Below are 21,759 nucleotides of genomic sequence, written 5' to 3' on the forward strand. Positions count from 1 at the left end.
AAGTTTTTATATGTGTCTTCATCTCTGGAAATATCTCCCTGCGCATAATTCAACTTTCTGGTGTATTTCTAATAGTGCGACAGCCCCGTTCTTTTTATGTATGTATATCTGAAACCATTATAAAATGGTGTGTTTTTTGGGGTGTTTGATTAAGATTATTTACATGTGGTTTAAAACAGTCACCTCAACCCAATTCTACTGCTCTATACTTTAAACTTTGAGATTATATTCATTAATGAATCAGATTTTTCTTTTGCCTTTTCAGTTAATTCTACAACATGCCCTGACATCTTAGTTATGTAGGAAGCTTCACCTGCAATATTTTGAGCTCCACGTGCTTGTTCATTTTCGCTGATGGATATTTGTTCCATCAATTTTGATACATCTCGAACTGATTCAAGAAGTTTATGAGAAATGTTATTAAAGTCTGTTACCATGTCATTTATATCTGTAAAGTTCTTACTGGACTTTTCATGAGATACTACCACTTCATTATAGTCAGGTAAAATCTTTTTATCTATAAATTCTAATATTTCATAGGCTTCAGAGGACAGATTATCTACTGCCCCTAATATATCTTTAGTGACCTCCTGTATTCTAGAAACAGTATCTTTAGAATTATCAGAAAGGTTTCTTATTTCATCTGCTACAACTGCAAATCCTTTACCCGCTTCTCCTGCTCTAGCAGCTTCAATGGATGCATTTAATGCTAATAAATTAGTATCTTCCATAATATCAAGAATTGCCGAAGATAATTCATTAATTTTATAAACTTCTTTTGACTTTATAATAGCATTTTCTAAACTTTCTTTTGTATTTTTATATTTGCTCATTATGCTTTCTTTGGATTCTATGGCTTTCAGCTTCATTTCTTGTGACATAGTACTTGCTTTTGAAACACTTTCAGAACTATATTGTGCTTTTTGGGATATTGACTCTGCATCCTTCTCTATTTCTCTTGATATTTTATTTATTTCTTCACCAGATTCAGCAGTTTTCTCTGTTGTATCTGACAATTGTTCCGTGGTTGCAGAGATTTCTTCTATACTTTTATTAAGATTCTCCATTGACATGTTGATTTGTTTCATATTTTCAGTTACGTTTGAGGATTCTTTTATTATATTTATAATTATGTTTTTTTGATTCTCCTGCATGTTCTTTACTGCAGTAGCAAGTATTCCAGGCTCATCTTCCATTTTTAATAAATTTTCAGGTACTGGTACTGTAAAATCACCAGCTGCCACTATTTTTAAATGCTTTGTAATTATATTTATAGGTTTTGCTATGAAAGAGGTAATGAAAAAAGATATTAATACGCCTAGCAGAACAAAAATGATAGTTGTAGTTGTCTCAAGAGTTTGAACTTTTGCAAGGCTTTCCATAACCTCAGATTTTGGTACAGATATTCCTAAGGACCAATTGGTACCTTTCACAGGTGCATAACCAATATATTTTTTTGTTCCATCTCTATAAGTATAACTAGCTGCACCGCTTTTACCTTCTATCATATAGGTTTCAAATTTTATTAGTTCCTGTAAGCTTGGGTCATTTTTGCTTTTTTCAATTACATTTTCCATCTTACGTACAAGAGATATATCATTATTTGCTACTGTATGTCCATTCGTACTCAACATAAAAGCTGTTCCAGTATTACCATACTTAATATTACTGGTTAATTTACTCAATTCACTGCCATCACGAGTTGCAATTAAGACTCCCTTAACTTTTCCGCCATCTTTAATAGGAACAGCATAAGACATAACAAGTCTGTTGTCAGCTTTTCCTAAAACAGGGTCTGAAACCGAACTCTTTCCTTGAAGTGCTTGTTTATAATTTTCCCTATCATTCAAATTTACTTTTATTCCATCTGTAAAGATAACATTACCATTAGCATCGCCTATCCCCATGCTTATATGACCACTTCTTTGAACCTCATCCTTTAAAATATCTAATTTTTGCCCAGGAGTTAATGTATCACTTTTAATATAGTAATTTCCGGCGAGTGCTTCCATTACATCTAATTGACCTTTAACTTTAGTTTCAACAAACTTTGCAGATTGCTGAGCCATTTGAAGTAGAGACTCAGAAGCATTAGATGCTAATGTATTATAGAATTCTATAAAAGATACTGTACCAAGTCCTGTACAAATAATTAGAATCAATACTCCAAAGGATATAGCCATTTTTGTTTTAATACTTTTAAATTTCAAAATTGATTTCCTCCTTTTCTATAAATACTATTTGTTGGAATTATATATCAACTAATAATTACTTTTATTTTACACTAAATAGTTTAATTTTCAATACAGAACCTAGATAAAATTTTAAAATACAAATTAAAGCTTAAATTAAATGGATAGCAAATTTGTAAAAATTTCTTAAATGTAAAATATTTACTGAAGATGCGAAAACAAAGGAACAAATAGATTTACTCATTAGATTAGTATGTTTTGACTTGACACAAGAATATAATTGCAACACTTGATTTTTGTGCTAAAATTCACCATAATTAAATAAAAAGTACTGTTAAATTAGGAGAAGAGTATGTATAAGATTTTAATCGTTGAAGATGATATGACAATTGCAAAAGCAATAAAAAATTGTCTATGTAAGTGGAATTATGAAGCTGAATATATAGAGGACTTTAAGGATGTTACAACTCAGTTTGTTAAATTTGACCCACAGCTTGTCCTTTTAGATATATCTTTACCATTTTTTAATGGTTACCATTGGTGTAATGAGATTCGGAAAATATCTAAGGTGCCTATTATTTTTATTTCATCTATGGCAGATAGTATGAACATCATTATGGCAGTAAATATGGGCGGTGATGATTTCGTTGCTAAGCCTTTTGATTTAAATATTCTTGTGGCAAAAGTACAGGCCATGATAAGAAGATCTTATTCCTTTGGTGGCAAGCTGGAGGTAATTGAACATAAGGGTGTAGTGTTAAACATAAGTAATGCAACTTTAGAATACGAAAATAGCAAAATTGAACTTACTAAAAATGAGTTTAAGATTCTTCAAATTCTGCTTGAAAATGTAGGTAAAGCAATTCCAAGAGATACCATCATGACAAGGCTATGGGAAAGTGACAGCTATATAGATGATAATACCTTAACTGTCAACGTTACTCGACTAAGAAAAAGGCTTTCTGATGTTGGAATTTCAGATTTTATCAAAACTAAAAAAGGTATAGGGTATGTGGTGGAATAATATGAAGGAAAAGTCTTTTTTATGGGTTATATTATGTTATATTAAAGATCATAAAAGAACATTAATAATGGATGGCCTTTTTTTCACAATCTTTTTAGTGGTGTTTTATTTGTACTCTCTGCAGCTTGAGCCAGTTTTATATGCCTTATCTTTATCAGTCCTTTTGGGATTTATATTTATAATTTATGATTTTAATAAATATTATAAAAAGCATAGAGAGCTGTGTATTCTTCAAAAACAAATTAATATAGGTTTAGATAAATTACCGCAGCCTGAAAATTTAATAGAAGCTGACTATCAAAATATTTTTAGAGAAATTTATGCTCAAAATACAGAGCTTATTTCAAAGACAGACATTAAGCAATCAGAAATGATAGATTATTATACTCTCTGGGCTCATCAAATAAAAACACCAATTGCTGCAATAAGATTAATATTACAAAGTGAGTACAGCGAAATAAACAAGGAGCTGCTGCAGCAAACTTTTAAAATTGAGCAGTATGTGGAAATGGTATTGGGTTACTTAAAAATTGATAGTGCATCATCAGATTTAGTTTTTGAAAAGCATAGTTTACTTAAAATTATAAAGCAAGTTATGAGAAAATATGCACCTATATTTATTAGAAAGAATATAGTTTTAGATTTAAAAGAAATGGATTGTATGGTACTGACGGATGAAAAATGGCTGGTATTTGTAATTGAACAAATACTATCTAATGCCTTAAAGTATACAAACAGCGGAAAAATATCAATATATTTGGAAGAAGGCGAGGAAAAAGTACTTGTAATAGAAGATACGGGAATAGGCATTGCTAAAGAGGATTTGCCTAGAGTATTTGAAAAAGGATTTACTGGATACAACGGCCGGATGGATAAAAAGGCTACGGGAATAGGACTTTATCTTTGTAAAAAGATATTAGATAAGCTTTCATATACAATAACTATTATCTCTACCGTTAATGTTGGAACAAAGATAAAAATTAATCTTTTTTCTACGAAACTATGATTATAATTTCATTAGTAAGTGAAAATAATAATTGGAAAAATCAAGCATATTTCTAGAGTACAATTGACAAAGGACATAGGACAGTAAAGGTAAGTTTTCTTACTTAAACTGTCCTATGTCAATTGTCCTCTGTCCTCTAAAAAATATTTAATTTGTGTTAACTGTTACAAATAAATGTTTTTTATAAGTTAACTTTCTGGTTGGGTTATCTATATAAATAATCTAAATTATTTTACTACGAAGTTTGATTATATAATATAAAGTTAGGCACTATGATTTTGCCCTACCTAGTAAAAAACCCACAGATGCAAATAGAAGATTACGAATCTCAACTATAGATGAGCCATTTTGGTCTAAACCAAGCCAATGAACTGCAATAGTTATCAAGAGGCAAATAGCTGCGACAATACATGCTGTTATAGTTTGAAGATTTTTATTACTAATATTCGAGTTTTCTGTAGTTTGAGTACCAAAAATAAAACCGAATATATTAGACATAATTGAGCGTATAGCTACATCACTAGGGCTATTTTGATTACTTGAATCAAAGAAGATAGTTAAAAATGTTTCAGTAAGTGCCACAAAACCTATGATAATTAATGCTTTTACTGCTATGGTAGTTGAGTTAAGATATTCTTTAATGCAACAATAATATTTCTTCATAGATACTACACCTTCGTTACATATTTCGGTATATGTTATGAAAAAATATTATAATTGTTAACAATAAATAGCTATAGTTTATGACCTTTGTATTATTTAGAAACAACTATTTCTAAACTTTATGGTCCCTTTAATACTTTTACAACTAAAAAACTTATTTTTTATGTTTTTGACGAGTTTGTACTTCTAATTAGCGAGATGATAATAATTAAAATAGCAGATAAAAAAATAAAAAAGAAGAAGTTAATCTAAAAGGAGTGCTTTGAAGGACTCCTTTTAGAATTTTATACATTAAAAGGCACTAGGTAAATGTTTTGGATTAGTGAATGCAGTAACTTAAAATATTCCACAGAATCTATTGACTAAGTTGGTCAATAAGTCTATAATATTGACTAAATAAGTCAATATTATTGTAGGGAGAGGTTTAAATGGAAAAATTAACAAAACATAAGATATTTACAATGGAAGATACAAAGCGGAACATCTTGCTTACTGTGTCTATGAGCAAGTTTGCAAAGAATGGCTACAAGAAAACAACTACAGACGAGATAATTTCAGAAGCTAAGATATCAAAGGGCCTACTTTTTCATTATTTCGGGACAAAAAAGGATTTGTATACTTTCTTATTTGAATATGCGGTCACTACTATAATGCAGGATTTCTATATTCAGATTGACATGGAGGAAAAGGATATTCTAAAGAGATTGCGTAAAATGTTTTTATTAAAATTACAGTTAACCAATAAATATCCGGCTATTTTCGACTTTGTATCATCAGCTTATTTTGAAAAAGACCCTGTTGTATCTTCAAAAATTAATAAGTACTCAACTGAAATGTTTCTTGAATCACAGAAGGAGATACTTAAAGACATTGATTTATCTCTTTTTAAAGAAAATAATGATATTCAAAAGGTAATTGGAATTATTATATATACCCTTAGAGGCTACAGTGAAGCTCAAGCTTCAGAAGGAAAACTTATTGAAGATTACAATAAGGAACATGAGCGATATATAAGGGAAATCGATGAATATATAACTGTGCTGCGTAATGCATTTTATAAGTAGATCCAAAAGGTTTAAATGATCTTTGATGAGCAATTTTCGAGAGGAACGAGAGTTTCTAATTGCCCGTGTTCCAACGAATGTAATGAAGGAGGAAGAATAGTATGAAGTTCGCTTATAATTTTAGTGACATTACTAACGAAGCTCTTGGCTATGCAGGGGGAAAAGGAAGCGCCCTTTGTAGAATGTACAATGCAGGGATTGATGTACCGAATGGATTTGTTATCTTGGCTGAGGCTTTCGAAAATAATGAATTAAAGAAAGAGGCACACTTAGAAATTAAAAAGTGTCTAGAAATGTTGACTGAACACACTTTTGCAGTTCGTTCCTCTGCACTTTCAGAGGACAGCGCAAAAACCTCATTTGCAGGGGAGTTTGAATCGGTACTGGATGTGGCAAGAGCTGATGTGTTTTCTGCAATAGAAAAGGTAGCGGCTTCTGCAAAGTCAGAGCGTGTGAGTGAATATAGCAAGATTCATGGTATTGATGATGAACACAAAATTGCAGTTGTAGTTCAAAGTATGATAAATGCAAAGATGGCAGGGGTGCTCTTTTCTGCAGACCCAATTACCGGAAGTCATGTAAATATGGTAGGAAACTTTGTTTTTGGTGCAGGAGAGCAGCTTGTTTCAGGAGAGAAAAATGCTTATCCTTTTACTATTTCTAGAATTGATAGAAAGTATAATGGTGATAAGGAATTGGCAGCATATGCAAAGATATTGTATAAAGCAGCATTGAAAGCAGAAAAGATTTTTGGCTGCATGCTTGATATTGAATGGGTTGTGGATGGTGGAAAGCTTTATATAGTTCAGGCACGTCCAATTACAACTCTTCAAACCATTGATTATGATACCTATGAGATAAATCAAAGTCTTGATACAGATGCATTATGGAGTAGCAATAATGTAGGAGAGGCTGTACCTGATGTAATGAGTCCCTTTACTTGGAGCTTGCTGCATGAGATGGATTTGGAGTGTCAAAAGGTGCCTGGGTATTTCATGTTTGGTAATATTTGTGGCAGAACATATTCCAATATCAGCGTTATGATTTCTTCCTTAAGAGTACTTGGATATAATGTAGAAAAGTCTAAGGAGCTTATAAGCGACGTGTTTGGGAATATTCCTAAGAACATTGAAGTGCCTATTTATCCCTTTGGAAGAGTCTATTTAATCAAGGAGATGTTGCAGAGATCCAAAAAGAGTATAAAAAGGATGCGGGATTCAAAAAAACAAAAGGCTTATTACTTGGAGAATACACCCGTGTGGTATGTGGAAACTCTTGAAAGAATAGAAGCCGCAAACAACAGAGAGGAGTTATTAGGACTTTGGACATCTGACGTAAGACCTTTTTTATCTGTATTATGGAATATATGGTTCGGTGGAGCAGGAAGTGCTACACTCGCGACCCTCAGAAAAAAACTTGCGAAGATGGCAGGGGAAGAATTGGCTAATTTGTTATGTTCTAATTTCAGCGGTGAACAAAGCCTCGTAAGCATGAAGCCGCTACTGGCAATAGAGCAAGTTATTAGCGGCAGCTTAACTCCTGAAAAATATCTAGAGCTTTACGGACATAGAAGCCCTCATGAGTTTGAGGTTTATTATGAATATCCGGCAGATGATCCTTTCTACATTGAAAAGCAAATTAAAGAATTTAAGAATGCAAACTTAAATGCCACAGGGCTAATGAAAAAGCAGCAAAGTGAATTTATGAAGGGTAAAGAACTTTTTTTGCAAAAATTCCCTGGTAAAGAGGAGTGGCTTGAGAAAAAGCTTGAAAAGGTATCTAAGGATGCACATACCCGTGAATCATTGAGAAATGAGTTTGTTAAGGTCTTTAGAGTCATGAGGCATTTGCTTTTGAAAATCGGATCAGTTACAGGAATTGGCGAAGATATATTTATGATGTACTGCTTTGAGGTTCCAAAATTTCTGCAGGGAGACACTGAAATGCTTGTTAAGCTGCCAATAAGGCGCAAAAATTTTGAAGAATATCAAAAGCTGCCAGTTTTTCCACAGTTAATTAGAGGCAGGTTTAATCCAAAGGAATGGGTCAACTCTAAGGATAGAAGACAGGACTATTATGATCCTAATGCTGAAACACCAGTAAAGGATGAAAATGTAATCAAAGGTTTTGCAGGTGCTCCAGGCACAGTTGAAGGAAGAGTTCGTATTTTGCACAGCTTTGAGGAGGCAGAAGATTTTCAAAAGGGAGAAATCCTTGTAACAACTATGACAAACATTGGCTGGACACCTCTGTTTCCTAAAGCAGCAGCGATTATTACGGATCTTGGTGCACCACTATCCCATGCCGCTATTGTAGCACGTGAGCTTGGTATTCCGGCAGTTGTTGGATGTGGAATTGCAACGACGGAACTTAAAACAGGTGATTTTATAATCGTTAACGGCAGTACTGGTATTGTTAGGAAAAGAAGTTAATTTTAATAATTCTAATTATAAGCTTTTTGTATTACACAATACATTAATAAAAAAGGAGAAATGTAAGCTAAGTTTATAGTTCAACATTTCTCTTTGTTAAATAATTTCACAAATAAAAAACTTATTTTTTATTTTCACAATATGTTAATACATATGTCATAAAATAGTAACAATAAATACGTATAATAGTAAGTGCCTTAAAAATTAGTTTTTTTTATAAAGGTCCGTTATCCATACTTTAAGCATTAGTAGAAGTACTGATGCTTATTTTTTTAACAAGTTTATTATTTGATTTTAATTAACCTTACATAGATGTAAGATTAAAAGGAGAAATGTAAGCTAAAGTTATGGCTGAGCATTTCTCTTTTTTTTATAATTATAATATAGGGTTTAAGTTAAAAACTTATTTACGCCCTAGTAAAGTTAGATAAATTACAGGAGGATAAAATAATGAAATTATTAGAAGTAAATAATTTAAAGAAAATATATGCAACAAGATTTGGTGGAAACCAGGTTCAGGCATTAAGTAATGTAAGCTTTTCTGTAGAAGAGGGTGAGTATGTAGCAATTATGGGAGAGTCAGGTTCAGGTAAAACCACCCTGCTTAATATTTTAGCATCCTTAGATAAGCCAACCAGTGGCGAAGTTTTACTTAAAGGAAAGAACATTGTAACAATTAAAGAAAGCGAAATTACTGCATTTCGTAGAGAGAATTTAGGCTTTGTGTTTCAAGATTTTAATTTATTAGATACCTTCTCTTTAAAGGATAATATTTTTTTACCACTTGTTTTATCAAGAAAGTCCTATAAAGAAATGAAAAAAAGACTAGATCCTATAGCTGAGAGGTTAGGGATAAAACCTATACTAGAAAAGTTTCCTTATGAAGTGTCTGGTGGGCAAAAACAAAGGGCAGCTGTTGCCAGAGCTTTAATTACAGGACCACAGCTTATTTTAGCAGATGAACCAACAGGTGCATTGGATTCAAAATCTACAGATCAACTTTTGAAATTATTCTCAGAAATTAATAATGATGGGCAGACAATTCTTATGGTTACCCACAGTACTAAGGCAGCGAGTCATGCAGAAAGAGTACTTTTTATAAAGGATGGAGAAGTATTCCACCAGCTTTACAAAGGCTCAATGTCTAATGAAGAAATGTTCGAAAAAATTTCAAATACACTTACAGTAATCGCCACTGGGGGTGCAAAAAATGAATAAACTATTTTATCCAAGATTAGCCGTAATAAATATTAAAAAAAATAGTAAAACCTATATACCCTTTATGATTACTTGTATATGTACTATTATGATGTTTTATATAATGTATGACATTTCAATAAATAAGGGCATTGAGAAAATGAGTGGAGCTCAGAGTCTAAAAGCAATCCTCTATTTAGGAACAATAGTAATAGGAATTTTTTCAGCTATATTTCTTTTTTATACAAATAGTTTTTTAATAAAAAGGCGTAAAAAAGAAATGGGATTATATAACGTGTTAGGTCTTGAAAAAAAGCATATTGCAAAGATACTATTCTTTGAAGCTGTTTTTACTTCAACTATAAGTTTAGTAACTGGAATAGCTTTGGGGATTATTCTAAATAAACTTATGTTTCTTTTACTGTTAAAGATGCTGAGGTTTAAAGTAACCCTTGGATTTTCCATTTCAATGCCTGCTATTATAAAAACTTTAATTGTTTTTTGCAGCATCTTTTTTGTAACACTGCTATTCAATTTATTTCAAATTAAAATACTAAAGCCTATTGAACTTCTAAAAGGCTCCCAGCATGGGGAAAAAGAACCAAAAACAAAAATGATTATGACAATTATAGGAGTGATAACACTTGGCACTGGATATATAATGGCGTTAACAATTAAATCACCCCTTGCTGCTCTAAGCATGTTTTTCATTGCAGTTATTTTAGTTATGGTAGGAACTTATACACTTTTTACAGCAGGAAGCATCGCAGTATTAAAGCTTCTTAGAAAACAGAAGAATTTTTATTATAAGACAGATCATTTTATATCTGTTTCTGGTATGATGTATAGAATGAAACAAAATGCAGTAGGTCTTGCTAATATTTGCATATTAAGTACTGCTGTACTTGTAATGTTATCTACTACCGCATCTTTATACGTTGGCATGGAAGATGCAGTTAGAATGCATTATCCAAGGAACATAATAATAAACGCCTCAGACATTAATAAACAGGGAGTAGAAAAGTTAGAGGTGCTTCTAAATAGGGAATTAAAAAATAGCAATACTGATATAAAAAACAAATTTTATTACTCTGAAAACGGATTTGCAGCAGTAAAAAAAGATGGTAAGCTTTTTATGGCCGATAAAACTGCAGATGATTTAAAGCTTTCTATGGTAGAGCTTATTCCGATTTCAGATTATAATAGATTGTCGGGAAGAAACGTCGCTATTGCAGATGATGAGGCCATTGTTTTTTGCAAAGATAAAACCTTTCACAGCGATAAAATTACCATTAATAACAAAAGCTTCAAAGTTGCAGAAAGGCTAGATAAACCTTTGTTAGGCTTGGAAAATGAGATGGAAGATATAGTAGATACTTATGTACTATTTGTAAATGATATAAATACTTTTAAAAATGATAAAAAATTTAAGTATACTGTTGCTTTTGATATAGACGATTCAAAGCAGAAGAGTATTTCTATTTGTGATAATTTAAATAAAATATTTGGCGAGAATAATATAAAAGTCAGAGTTGAAAATGCTGCAGTTGGCAGAGAAGGTTTTCTTTCTGCATATGGCGGATTGTTTTTCTTAGGCATATTTTTAGGTGCATTATTTTTAATGGCAACAGTACTTATCATTTACTATAAGCAAATATCAGAAGGCTATGAAGATAAGGGACGCTTCGAGATAATGCAAAAAGTAGGAATGGACAAAAATGAAATAAGGAAAACCATAAGAAGTCAGGTGTTAATGGTATTTTTCCTACCACTTGCTTTTACAGTGATTCATATTGTTTTTGCATTCCCAATGATTACGAAGATGATGGCACTTCTAGGACTTAGAAATATACATTTATTTATGCTGGCAACTTTAATGACAATTTTAGTTTTTGCAGTAATTTATGCAGTGGTGTTTTCTTTAACTGCAAGAGTTTATTATAAAATTGTGAATGAATTATAGATACCCAGGGCCAACATTTTACTGCATACAAGTTAAGTGTCTGGTGTTGTTATCAATATATGACAAATAAGGCCGAAAGTAAATAATTATTTTATTTTCGAGGTGCAGGGATTACAGTGCTATTGTATAAATCCTGTACCTCGATATAGTTTTTTGTGAAAAAATTATGTATAAGAAGAAGTAATGGAGGAAGGAGTAGCATTAAAAGATGTTGTTTTATAATTTTGGTTAAAAATGGAATTTTTAAAGTAAAAATAGATATATAAATTTATGTATGTTATAATTTACAGATAAATGTATTACAGCAGCAAGATTAATTAGAGGAGGATACATTATGAAAATTTCAAAGAAAGATGCGTTAATGTGGTTTGAATTTTTTTCAATATTACCAGAAGATGAGGAAATTATGACAAAACAACAAGAAATCATTTACGCTACCTTTGCACAAATTGAGGCAGCGATTGATCATAGAAATGATAAGTTAATGTCAGAAATTAGAGGTTTAAAGACTTTGGAGAATAGAACCTTTTTTGTTGGAAATGAAAGCAAATTTTCAAAAGGATGTCGTTCTTGCTTGGTAGGAACAGGTTTGAGTGCAATTAGGAAAACGAACAAATGTAACATAGAGTGCAAGTTCTGTTATAACTATGGACAACTAGACGATATTCCTCCAGTTGGTGAAGGTATGTGGGAAATTGGAGGTACAAAATTTTATGAGAAAGATATAGATTTACTTCTTTCTATCCACCAGAAACCAACTGGTATTTCTTACGTTTATTTAGAACCATTTATGGAAATTGAAAAATACTATTCGATTATAAAGAAATTCAGAGATGCTCAAATTTATCAGCATCTATATACAAATGGTATTTTAGCTACGGAAGATACCTTGAAAGCATTAGGTGAAGCAGGTCTTGATGAGATACGTTTCAACCTAGGTGCTTCTAATTGTTCAGACAAGGTTATCGAAAATATTGGAATAGCGAAAAAGTATATTAAAAATGTAGGTATTGAAACTCCAATGACTCCTGAGTTTTTTAAAAGCTTTTTTAAGAAAAAGCAAGCGATCTTAGATACAAAACTTGATTTTATAAATTGTGCAGAATTGCATTTAAATGAGAATAACATAGATAATTATTATGGAGAAAACATGTATATTGCAAGACGCGGTTATATATCTCCGATTTGGAGCAGGGAATTAACTTTAAAATTCATGAAAATAGCGGATGAAGAGAACTGGGATTTAGCAGTTCATGATTGCTCAAACCATACAAAATTTGCTAGAGATTTAAATTTGAGCAGCAAAGAAGGGAAGTGGTTCGGATCAAGTAATTATGCCTGTGAGTTTTCAAGGATACCATACGAAGTATTCTTACCAATACTGCGTGATGACAATTTCAAATTTTTAAGTGAAGAAGAATTGCCTGAGGGTTATAAGCCAGGAGAACTGATTTTTTAGAGAGTTTTAATTTGTTTTCGAGAAAAAATAATTTGCCGCCAAGCCTTTACCAGCTTCAAGCGGCATTAATTTTAATTGATTTTGAAAAATTTTTATTGGATGGGGGAAAAAAGATGGATAATATTTTATTTATTAACGCATGTGTACGTGGCACATCAACCTCTCGTACATATAAAATTGCAAATCACTTTTTACAAGAATATAAGAAACATAATCCTAATTGCAATATTACTGAACTTACATTGACTGATTTGCCGATAACTTGTTTTTCTAATGATAACTTAAAAAATAGAGAAAAATTACTTGAACAAGGCGACTATGAGAATCCTATGTTTAATTTGGCAAGACAGTTTGCTTCTGCGAGTAAAATAGTTATTGCTGCTCCATTTTGGGAATTTAGTTTCCCTGCCATTCTAAAAGTATATGTAGAAAATATTGCTGTAGCAGGAATTACATTCACTTATAATTCAGACGGAATGGTTGGTATATGCAAGGCTGAAAAGATGTTGTTTATTACAACCAGAGGTGGAGTTTTTACAGAGGCTGATACCTGTGAATTAGAAATGGGGTCTAGATATCTAAAAGCTTTATGTAAAATGTTTGGTATTGATCAATATGAGTGCTTATATGCAGAAGGACTTGATGTTATTGGTAATAATGTGGATGACATCATATCTGAAACAATAAAAAAAGCTATTAACTTTGCTAGGAAGTTTTAGTATTTTTGCAGAATCTCAGCCTTCTCATGACATGAGGTAAACAATAAAATTCATGTTTTATCTAGTTAGTATATAATTGTAATTAGCTGTGAAGCAAAGATTATTTATATAACCTGCAGACAAATAGTAAATTTGAAAAGGAGCAGATTTTATGAATTGTAATATTAAATCATTATATTTATGCGTTACTGACATGGAAAGAGCAATTTTATTTTATGAATCATTTTTTGAACAAAAAGTTACTGTAAAAGACAATATATATAGTGTTTTTGATATTAATGGGTTTCGATTGGGATTATTTGCATTTGAGAAAATGCAGGAAGCACATACATTTGGAAGCAATTGCTTACCAAGTGTTTCAGTAGAAAATATAAGTATATTCAATAAAAAATTGGAAGGTCTCAAAATTATTTTTCCTGTCACCATAATAGGGAATAACTGGGTAGCTGAATTTGAGGATAGTGAAGGAAATCATATTGAGCTAACAACTCCAGTTGAATAAGGATGCAGATAAATGTTTTAAAATAACATAATTTTTTTTAAATAAAAAATAGACAATATATTGACAAGTATATGTAACAGTATTACTCTATAAATAGACAATATATTGGCTATTTGGAGGGCAATTTTTTATGGATACATATAGAGAGATATTTTTAATGGAACAAACCTATGCAACACTATTTTCACTAGCAAATAAGCTTCAGGTGAGAGGAGATGAATATTTGGGGAGTTTGACCTCAAGACAGTATATGACCATGGTTGCAATTGCTCATTTATCTGAAGGTAAAACTACCCTTAATAATATTGCAAAAAAGTTAGGTACTACTAAACAAAATGTAAAACAGATTGTTACCGTTATGCAAAGCAAAGGATATGTTGATGTTATACCTAATCCTGAAGATAAGCGTGCTGTAAATGTAATAATTACAAAAATTGGGGAACAGGTATTATATCAAGTTTCGGAAAAAGGAATATATTTTATGGCAGAGCTTTTTAAGGATTTTTCGGCAGGAGAGATAGAAACTATCTGGGAAATGCTGAAAAAGCTATATCGATTTGATGGCGAAGAACAGGATGGCTTTGAAGAAGATAGTAATTTAAAAGCAGATGAAAGTATGAAGGAGGATGTAACAAGGATATTAAAGGAGTTTGAAAGAATAAGAAAAAATCAGAAAATGGAGAGAGAAAACCATGAAGAATAAAAATAACAGGCTAATATGTATTGATGAATATGTAAGGATTAATGGAATAGACCAGTTTCTGTTTCATCTAGGAACAAGTTTCGATAATCCTGTAATGTTGTTTTTACACGGAGGGCCTGGATCAGCAGAATCATTATTTACAGGAGTATTCCAAGATAGATGGGAAGAAATATATACTGTGGTCCACTGGGATCAGCGTGGTGCTGGAAAGACGCTGAATAAAAATCCAGATAAGCTTCCAACAATAGAGTTGATGCTTCAGGACTTGTTTGAGGTTATCCAGTATCTTAAGAAAAAATATAACAAGAAAAAGCTTGTTATATTTGGTCATTCCTGGGGAAGTGTTTTGGGAACAGTGTTTATTAGAAAGCATCCAGAAGAAGTAGAATATTATATTGGTGCCGGGCAGGTTATTAGTATGGTGGAAAATGAGCAGGTAGGCTATAACAAAGTTAAAGAATTTATTGAGCAAGCAGGTGATAAAAAATCATTGAAGAAGCTTGAGAGTATCGGTGAATATCCTGGAAGCAAAATTGTTTTTGATAAAGAGTTTTTGAGAAAATGCAGCATAGTTCGCAAGCTTCAGGGTAAATACAAATTAGGTTTGGAGATAGGCATTGGTATCTGGATAACTGCATTTAAAAGCCCGCTTTTTAAGTTCTCTGATATTATAGCATTTATGAAAATCCTTAAGGCAAATTCAAAAGTTCACAGTTTTCTCGGCGATTTCAATCTCCGCACAGAATCGAAAGAATATAAGGTGCCGGTATATTATATTTTAGGAGGAAGGGATTGGCAAGCTCCCTATGTTATAGCTGAAGATTATTTTAAAGATATAAAGGCGCCAAACAAAGAGCTATTCATAATTCCAAATGCAGGACACTTTTTAATGATGGATCAGCCTGGACTGGTTTTTGATGTATTATCAGCAATAAATTTTAAACAGCATGAAGAGAAAAATATGGAAGCTTTAAAAGATTTGCCTGGGTCCTTGAAACAGGCAACTGTTATCTAATCGGTATCTATGAAAATTGATAGATTATTAGGAATTTTAAATGTCCTTGCCAATACAGATAGAATTACAATACAAGAATTAGCAGAAAGGTTTGAGGTTTCTAAACGTACAATTTTTCGAGATCTAGATACTTTGAATCAGTCGGGAGTTCCTATTGTCACATATTCAGGAATTGGCGGCGGAGTAGCAGTCATTCAAGGATATAAACTCAAAAGTAACATTCTTTCTAAGAACGATATAAAAAATGTTTTTACTGCATTTAATGGACTCATGAGTGTTGATGAAAGTACCGATTTAACAAATCTAATACCTACAGAACTAAAAGAGGCAATAAAAACAAGAATAAAAAGAATACATGAACTCTATAAAGATGACATATAGGTGTCATCTTTTTCGTTATTTAGGAAATAGCTTGTGGAAGCAATTATGTGAGAGTCAGGCTCAGGTAAAACCACCCTGATTAATATTAAGCAGTAATCGAATGAGATAATATCAAAATTTAGTTCCGAATTTTACAATTTTATCAATAATATATATGATAAATTATAAATATGCTAAATTAAAGAGTTCGAGGAGGCAAGATTAGTATGAAAGAAACAAAAATAGATTTTATTTATTTAAGTGAAGAGGACATGATTAAAGCAGGCGTCAAAGATATGGCAGGGTGTGTTGATGCAATGGAAGAAATGTTCAAATTATTAAAAGTTGGCGATTATCGCATGGGGGGTTCTAATGGAAATTCACATGGTGTAATGGTTACTTTCCCGGAAAAACCAAAGTTCCCCAACATGCCGAAGGATGGTCCAGACAGAAGATTTATGGCCATGCCAGCATATCTTGGTGGAAAATTTGATATGACAGGTATGAAATGGTATGGTTCTAATACTGAAAACAAAAGCAAAGGTCTTCCAAGATCAATTCTTATGCTCACATTAAATGATAAGGATACAGGAGCACCACTTGCATATATGTCAGCTAATATTTTAAGTGCTTATAGAACAGGAGCTGTTCCAGGTGTTGGTATAAGATACTTTTCAAAAGAAGACTCAAAAGTTGTTGGTATCATTGGACCTGGTGTTATGAGTAAAACTGCATTTGCATCTACAATGGCAGTAAGATCAGGAATTGAAACTGTTAAAATCAAAGGCAGAAGCTTGAAATCAATCAATAGTTTCATTAGATATTTAAATGAAGATTATCCCAAGATAAAAGATATAAGAGTAGTTGAAACAATCGAAGACACAGTAAGAGAAAGTGATATTGTACATGTTGCAACTTCAAGTCCGACAGGAAATCCAAGTGAGTATCCATATATTAATGAAGCATGGATTAAACCAGGTGCACTTTTATGTTGCCCAGCTGCTGCAAGATTTGATGATGATTTCATCTTAAACAGAGCAAGAACTGTAACAGATAATATTGAATTATATGAAGCTTGGGCTGAAGAAATGGTTTATCCAGCATACAACACAATTCCAATTCCAGCTGTTCGTTGCATGGATCTTATAAAAGAAGGAAAAATGACTAGAAACCAGATTGATGATTTGGGTGATGTATTAATAGGAAAAATTCCAATAAAACGTAAAGAAGACGAAGTTGTTATCTATTCTGTTGGTGGTATGCCAATTGAAGATGTAGCATGGGGAACAATTGTATATAGAAACGCAATTGAAAAAGGAATCGGCGTTAAATTAAACTTATGGAATGTACCAGAGCTTGCATAATTTTGAAGGATAAGGTTTATAGGGAGATGATTTAAATGAGGATTACAGAACATCCAATTTTGGGTGCAGCTAATAAAGGACACTTAGTAACCTTTAATTTTGATGGAAAAGTTATGGAAGGATATGAAGGAGAGCCAATAGCTGCTGCATTAAAGGCAGCAGGAGTAATGGTGCACAGGCATACAAAGAAAGGAAATTCTCCAAGAGGTATATTTTGTGCTATTGGAAGATGTACAGACTGTGTCATGGTAGTGGATGGCAAGCCTAATGTAAGAACTTGTATAACTCCTCTTGTGGAAGGTATGAAGGTTCAAACTCAGTATGGTGTTTCCGCAAAGAAAAGGGATTAAATCTCAATATTTTGTGAAAGGACAGATAGTTGTATGAAAAGATATGATGTAATAGTAGTCGGTGCAGGACCTGCAGGACTTTCAGCGGCTATCGAAGCAGCAAAAAGAGGATTAAAGGTTGTTGTATTCGATGAAAATCCTAAACCAGGTGGACAATTATTTAAACAGATTCATAAGTTTTTTGGTTCTAAAGAGCATAGAGCAAAAATCAGAGGCTTTAAGATAGGTGAAGAACTTCTAAAGGAAGCAAAGGAAGTTGGAGTAGAGGTTGTACTAAATGCTATAGTAATTGGATTATTTTTGGACAAAGAAATTACTGTAAATATAAAAGATGAAGTTGTTCATTATAAAGGAGATGCAATCATAGTTGCAACAGGTGCTTCAGAAAATATAGTTACCTTTGACGGATGGACTCTTCCAGGGGTTATAGGTGCAGGTGCAGCACAGACCATGATGAATCTTCATAGTGTACAACCAGGAAAGAAAATACTTATGCTTGGCAGCGGAAATGTTGGTGTGGTTGTTACTTATCAACTTTTACAGTCAGGTTGTGAGGTAGTAGCTGTTGTAGATGCAGCTACTAGGATTGGTGGTTATGGTGTACATGCTGCAAAAGTAGCTAGATGTGGAGTTCCATTTTATTTATCTCATACTATTATTAAAGCTGAAGGAGATCAATATGTAACAGGAGTTACTATTGGAGAGGTTGATAGTAAGTGGCAGGTAATACCTGGAACAGAGAAACATTTTGATGTTGATACCATATGTCTTGCAGTAGGACTTTCTCCTATGTCACAGCTTCTTAAAATGGTTGGATGTAATATGGAGGAAAACTCCAAAAAGGGAGGACTTGTTCCCTTTTGTGACGAATATGGTGAAACCTCAATTCCAGGCATATTTGTAGCAGGAGACGTTTCAGGAATAGAAGAAGCAAGCTCAGCTATGATTGAAGGAAGAATTTCAGGTGTAGCAGCAGCTTATAAATTAGGGTTTATTGATAAAGAAGAATTAGAAATAAAAACAGAAGAACTGGAGAAGGCATTACTCAGCTTGAGACAGGGGATGTTTGGTCCTGAAAATAAAGGAAAAAATATTTCTCAAACAGAAGAAGGTTATGATGTTTCAGTAAATCTACTGAAAAAAGGGTATCTTACAGATGAAGAAGTAATAAAATATCCAGGAGTAAAATCTATTAAAGGAATTCATCCAGTGATAGAATGCTCACAAAACATTCCTTGTAATCCATGTCAAGATGCCTGCCCTAAGAACTGCATTAAAATTGGAGAAAAAATTACATCCCTTCCTATTGTTGATGAAGAATTAAAATGTATTGGGTGTGGACTATGTGTAGCATCCTGTTCAGGACAGTCAATATTTCTTATAAATGAAGATTATGAAGAAGGGTATACTTCAGTAACACTCCCTTATGAGTTTTTACCATTGCCGCAAAAAGGTACAAAAGGTATTGCATTGAATAGAAGCGGGCAAGAGCTTTGCAGAGCAGAGGTTGTGGAAATTAAATCACTTCCTGCATTTGATCATACAAACTTGTTAACTATAAAGGTTCCTAAAGAAATGGGAATGAGAGCCAGATTCTTCAAACAGGTCTAGGAGGTAGGATTATGAGCAAAGTAAATGATAGATCAAGAGATATAGGTGAATTTGTGGTGCAGTCTGATGATAATATGATAATCTGCCGCTGCGAGGAAATAACAAAGGGTGAAATCAGAAAAGCAGTACATGATGGAATGTTTACCATTACAGAGATAAGAAGATATTTAAGAACAGGTATGGGACTCTGTCAGGGGCAGACCTGTGGCAAATTAGTAAAAGGTATTGTAGCAAGAGAATTAGGTGTTTCACTTTTAGAGCTTGAATCAGCAATGTCACGTGCACCTATGAGACCTATAGAGATGAAGGTTCTTGGAAATGAAGAAATAGGAGGGAAATAACATGAAAAATTGTGCTGATGTAATAATTATCGGGAGTGGTGTAATTGGGAACGCTGCAGCATACAATTTAGCTAAAAAAGGTTGCTCTGTTATTGTCCTCGAGAAAAGCGACAGTATAGGTGATGGAGGTTCTACAAGAAATGGTGGAGGAGTCCGTCAGTCAGGACGTGATAAAAGAGAGCTTCCTCTTGCTATGTATGGAGTAAAAAATCTTTGGCCAACATTATCAGAGGAATTGGGCATGGATGTGGAATATTACCAGGATGGTAACCTAAGACTTGGTAAGACAGATGAGCATATTAAGGTTTTAAATAATCTTACTAAGAATGCCAATAACTGTGGCCTTGATGTAAGAATGATTTCAGGTGATGAGGCAAGAAAAATTTGCCCATATCTTTCCGAGGAAGTTATTGGTGCAAGTTGGTGTCCTACTGATGGACATGCTAATCCATTACTAACAACTCTAGCTTACTACCGTAAAGCAAGACAAATGGGGGTTCGTTTTATAACTGGTGAAGAAGTTATTGAAGTAAAAAAAATAAAAGGTAAAGCTAGAAAGGTAGTAACTAAGAATAATGTATATGAAGGAGAAAATATTATTCTTGCTGCAGGTTATGAAAGTCGCAAAATAGCTTCTACCTTTGGAATTGACATTCCAATGAATAAGGTTTTACTGGAGGTTCTTGTTACAGAGGCTCAGCCTCCTATGTTTTATCAGATGTTAGGTACTGCAGCAGCAGATTTTTATGGACATCAAAGTAAGCATGGATCCTTTGTTTTTGGAGGTTCATCAGGGCATGAAGCTTTTAATAAAGATAATGGAACACCAACTACATCCAGTATTACAGCATCTGCTATATGCCGTGGTATTATGAAGTATTTTCCTATACTTGAGGATGCAAAAATTGTACGTACCTGGGCAGGATGGATAGATGAATGTGTAGATCACATACCTGTTATAAGCTTTGTAGAGGAGGTCCCAGGACTTATACTTGCATGTGCATTTACAGGACATGGATTTGGAATCTCTCCAACTGTAGGTATGCTTTTATCTGAGATGGTAGTAGAGGGTAAAATATCTCTTGATTTAAGCGCTTTCCGTTATGATAGATTTAAAGCAAAAATATAAAATAAAAAGGAGAATTTATATGGAACTAATTAGAACAAATTATTCATCAGGTGCTCCCTTAGAGGAGAAAAGTGGATATTCCCGTATGGTTAAAGTTGGTCCTTTTATTTATATTGGAGGAACTACAGCTGTACAGCCAGATGGTACAGTTTATGGGGAAGAAAGCGCTTATGAACAAACAAAATATATTCTTGAAAAGTTGGTAAAGTTATTAGAAAAGGCAGGTTCTAAAAAAGAAGAAGTTATAAGAGTAAAAGGATATGCAACGGATATGAAATATGCACCAGAAGTTGCCAAAGCCTATTCAGAAATTTTTCACGATATCAAGCCTCTTTTCACAGTTATTGGGACTCCTATGCTTAACCGTCCTACACAGTTAATTGAGTTAGAATTGGATGCTATTATTGGATCAAAGATAGAATAGAAATTAATGAGGATAGCACTAGGGCTATCTTTTTTTATAGGAGAATGCATTATCTGCTATATTAAGAGAGAAATTAGATATATTATATTTAAAAATAATGTTGAGAGTTCATTTTGTTGAAAGTATATAATTTGGAGTTTGATATAAAAAATACATATTTAAAATATTGATAAAATAACACGCTATTTATTATTAAAATAATTTTAATATCCCACAAAATATGATATATTTATAATCAAGT

General features: G+C 32.7%; 20 protein-coding genes. 18 read left to right on the forward strand and 2 right to left on the reverse strand.

Annotated elements, in window-relative coordinates; genetic code table 11:
- Nucleotides 1-203: 203 nt before the first annotated feature.
- Nucleotides 204-2,210, reverse strand: coding sequence for a methyl-accepting chemotaxis protein (locus I6U48_RS23795; protein ID WP_218322973.1), 2,007 nt, complete (start codon nt 2,208-2,210; stop codon nt 204-206).
- 334 nt (nt 2,211-2,544) lie between these two features.
- Here I6U48_RS23795 and I6U48_RS23800 point away from each other — a divergent pair, with 334 nt between their 5' ends.
- A complete protein-coding gene (locus I6U48_RS23800) occupies nt 2,545-3,216 on the forward strand; it encodes a response regulator transcription factor (protein WP_218322974.1) in 672 nt (223 codons plus the stop codon).
- Between the two features lies 1 nt (nt 3,217).
- Nucleotides 3,218-4,222 (forward strand): sensor histidine kinase, encoded by a 1,005-nt coding sequence (locus I6U48_RS23805; RefSeq protein ID WP_218322975.1) that lies wholly within the window; start codon nt 3,218-3,220, stop codon nt 4,220-4,222.
- Between the two features lie 270 nt (nt 4,223-4,492).
- Here I6U48_RS23805 and I6U48_RS23810 read toward each other — a convergent pair whose 3' ends face one another.
- Entirely contained in the window at nt 4,493-4,885 is a 393-nt protein-coding gene (locus tag I6U48_RS23810; protein ID WP_218322976.1) for a hypothetical protein, read from the reverse strand.
- Nucleotides 4,886-5,313: 428 nt separating this feature from the next.
- Here I6U48_RS23810 and I6U48_RS23815 point away from each other — a divergent pair, with 428 nt between their 5' ends.
- The 16 genes from I6U48_RS23815 (at nt 5,314) to I6U48_RS23890 (ending at nt 21,518) form a co-directional block, all read left to right on the forward strand.
- On the forward strand, nt 5,314-5,949 hold the full coding sequence (locus tag I6U48_RS23815) for a TetR/AcrR family transcriptional regulator (RefSeq protein WP_218322977.1): 636 nt from the start codon (nt 5,314-5,316) through the stop codon (nt 5,947-5,949).
- 101 nt (nt 5,950-6,050) lie between these two features.
- Nucleotides 6,051-8,381 (forward strand): PEP/pyruvate-binding domain-containing protein, encoded by a 2,331-nt coding sequence (locus I6U48_RS23820; protein WP_218322978.1) that lies wholly within the window; start codon nt 6,051-6,053, stop codon nt 8,379-8,381.
- A 450-nt stretch (nt 8,382-8,831) separates the two neighbouring features.
- Nucleotides 8,832-9,599, forward strand: coding sequence for an ABC transporter ATP-binding protein (locus I6U48_RS23825; protein ID WP_218322979.1), 768 nt, complete (start codon nt 8,832-8,834; stop codon nt 9,597-9,599).
- Entirely contained in the window at nt 9,592-11,541 is a 1,950-nt protein-coding gene (locus I6U48_RS23830) for an ABC transporter permease (RefSeq protein ID WP_218322980.1), read from the forward strand. Before I6U48_RS23825 ends, I6U48_RS23830 begins: the two co-directional genes overlap by 8 nt.
- 334 nt (nt 11,542-11,875) lie before the next feature.
- Complete coding sequence (locus I6U48_RS23835) at nt 11,876-13,000, forward strand: radical SAM protein (RefSeq protein WP_218322981.1); 1,125 nt, start codon at nt 11,876-11,878, stop codon at nt 12,998-13,000.
- Between the two features lie 113 nt (nt 13,001-13,113).
- Nucleotides 13,114-13,719, forward strand: coding sequence for an NAD(P)H-dependent oxidoreductase (locus I6U48_RS23840; protein WP_218322982.1), 606 nt, complete (start codon nt 13,114-13,116; stop codon nt 13,717-13,719).
- Between the two features lie 151 nt (nt 13,720-13,870).
- The gene (locus tag I6U48_RS23845; protein ID WP_218322983.1) at nt 13,871-14,221 is read left to right on the forward strand and encodes a VOC family protein; all 351 of its coding nucleotides are present in this window, start codon (nt 13,871-13,873) and stop codon (nt 14,219-14,221) included.
- Between the two features lie 130 nt (nt 14,222-14,351).
- Nucleotides 14,352-14,924, forward strand: a complete 573-nt coding sequence (locus I6U48_RS23850; protein ID WP_218322984.1) for a MarR family winged helix-turn-helix transcriptional regulator — start codon at nt 14,352-14,354, stop codon at nt 14,922-14,924.
- Complete coding sequence (locus tag I6U48_RS23855) at nt 14,914-15,939, forward strand: alpha/beta fold hydrolase (RefSeq protein WP_218322985.1); 1,026 nt, start codon at nt 14,914-14,916, stop codon at nt 15,937-15,939. The genes I6U48_RS23850 and I6U48_RS23855 overlap by 11 nt, the downstream gene beginning before the upstream one ends.
- Before the next feature lie 9 nt (nt 15,940-15,948).
- Nucleotides 15,949-16,320, forward strand: a complete 372-nt coding sequence (locus I6U48_RS23860) for a helix-turn-helix transcriptional regulator (protein ID WP_246615519.1) — start codon at nt 15,949-15,951, stop codon at nt 16,318-16,320.
- 206 nt (nt 16,321-16,526) lie between these two features.
- On the forward strand, nt 16,527-17,663 hold the full coding sequence (locus tag I6U48_RS23865; protein WP_218322986.1) for an ornithine cyclodeaminase family protein: 1,137 nt from the start codon (nt 16,527-16,529) through the stop codon (nt 17,661-17,663).
- A gap of 35 nt (nt 17,664-17,698) precedes the next feature.
- Complete coding sequence (locus tag I6U48_RS23870; protein ID WP_218322987.1) at nt 17,699-18,013, forward strand: (2Fe-2S)-binding protein; 315 nt, start codon at nt 17,699-17,701, stop codon at nt 18,011-18,013.
- Nucleotides 18,014-18,046: 33 nt separating this feature from the next.
- Nucleotides 18,047-19,624 carry an FAD-dependent oxidoreductase gene (locus tag I6U48_RS23875; protein ID WP_218322988.1) on the forward strand — a complete coding sequence of 526 codons (1,578 nt, stop codon included), beginning with the start codon at nt 18,047-18,049 and terminating at the stop codon, nt 19,622-19,624.
- A gap of 11 nt (nt 19,625-19,635) precedes the next feature.
- A complete protein-coding gene (locus I6U48_RS23880) occupies nt 19,636-19,965 on the forward strand; it encodes a (2Fe-2S)-binding protein (protein WP_218322989.1) in 330 nt (109 codons plus the stop codon).
- Between the two features lies 1 nt (nt 19,966).
- The gene (locus I6U48_RS23885) at nt 19,967-21,094 is read left to right on the forward strand and encodes an NAD(P)/FAD-dependent oxidoreductase (protein WP_218322990.1); all 1,128 of its coding nucleotides are present in this window, start codon (nt 19,967-19,969) and stop codon (nt 21,092-21,094) included.
- 19 nt (nt 21,095-21,113) lie between these two features.
- A complete protein-coding gene (locus I6U48_RS23890) occupies nt 21,114-21,518 on the forward strand; it encodes a Rid family hydrolase (RefSeq protein WP_218322991.1) in 405 nt (134 codons plus the stop codon).
- The last annotated feature ends 241 nt before the right edge of the window (nt 21,519-21,759 follow it).

The sequence above is a fragment of the Clostridium thailandense genome (genome assembly GCF_019207025.1).
In the GTDB taxonomy this organism is placed as follows: domain Bacteria; phylum Bacillota; class Clostridia; order Clostridiales; family Clostridiaceae; genus Clostridium_AM; species Clostridium_AM thailandense.

Excerpts from the sequence above, each read along its gene's own strand:
- I6U48_RS23800 (WP_218322974.1), top strand. The coding sequence starts at position 2,545 with ATGTATAAGATTTTAATCGTTGAAGATGATATGACAATTGCAAAAGCA.
- I6U48_RS23805 (WP_218322975.1), top strand. The coding sequence starts at position 3,218 with ATGAAGGAAAAGTCTTTTTTATGGGTTATATTATGTTATATTAAAGAT.
- I6U48_RS23810 (WP_218322976.1), bottom strand. The coding sequence starts at position 4,885 with ATGAAGAAATATTATTGTTGCATTAAAGAATATCTTAACTCAACTACC.
- I6U48_RS23815 (WP_218322977.1), top strand. The coding sequence starts at position 5,314 with ATGGAAAAATTAACAAAACATAAGATATTTACAATGGAAGATACAAAG.
- I6U48_RS23820 (WP_218322978.1), top strand. The coding sequence starts at position 6,051 with ATGAAGTTCGCTTATAATTTTAGTGACATTACTAACGAAGCTCTTGGC.
- I6U48_RS23825 (WP_218322979.1), top strand. The coding sequence starts at position 8,832 with ATGAAATTATTAGAAGTAAATAATTTAAAGAAAATATATGCAACAAGA.
- I6U48_RS23830 (WP_218322980.1), top strand. The coding sequence starts at position 9,592 with ATGAATAAACTATTTTATCCAAGATTAGCCGTAATAAATATTAAAAAA.
- I6U48_RS23835 (WP_218322981.1), top strand. The coding sequence starts at position 11,876 with ATGAAAATTTCAAAGAAAGATGCGTTAATGTGGTTTGAATTTTTTTCA.
- I6U48_RS23840 (WP_218322982.1), top strand. The coding sequence starts at position 13,114 with ATGGATAATATTTTATTTATTAACGCATGTGTACGTGGCACATCAACC.
- I6U48_RS23845 (WP_218322983.1), top strand. The coding sequence starts at position 13,871 with ATGAATTGTAATATTAAATCATTATATTTATGCGTTACTGACATGGAA.
- I6U48_RS23850 (WP_218322984.1), top strand. The coding sequence starts at position 14,352 with ATGGATACATATAGAGAGATATTTTTAATGGAACAAACCTATGCAACA.
- I6U48_RS23855 (WP_218322985.1), top strand. The coding sequence starts at position 14,914 with ATGAAGAATAAAAATAACAGGCTAATATGTATTGATGAATATGTAAGG.
- I6U48_RS23860 (WP_246615519.1), top strand. The coding sequence starts at position 15,949 with ATGAAAATTGATAGATTATTAGGAATTTTAAATGTCCTTGCCAATACA.
- I6U48_RS23865 (WP_218322986.1), top strand. The coding sequence starts at position 16,527 with ATGAAAGAAACAAAAATAGATTTTATTTATTTAAGTGAAGAGGACATG.
- I6U48_RS23870 (WP_218322987.1), top strand. The coding sequence starts at position 17,699 with ATGAGGATTACAGAACATCCAATTTTGGGTGCAGCTAATAAAGGACAC.
- I6U48_RS23875 (WP_218322988.1), top strand. The coding sequence starts at position 18,047 with ATGAAAAGATATGATGTAATAGTAGTCGGTGCAGGACCTGCAGGACTT.
- I6U48_RS23880 (WP_218322989.1), top strand. The coding sequence starts at position 19,636 with ATGAGCAAAGTAAATGATAGATCAAGAGATATAGGTGAATTTGTGGTG.
- I6U48_RS23885 (WP_218322990.1), top strand. The coding sequence starts at position 19,967 with ATGAAAAATTGTGCTGATGTAATAATTATCGGGAGTGGTGTAATTGGG.
- I6U48_RS23890 (WP_218322991.1), top strand. The coding sequence starts at position 21,114 with ATGGAACTAATTAGAACAAATTATTCATCAGGTGCTCCCTTAGAGGAG.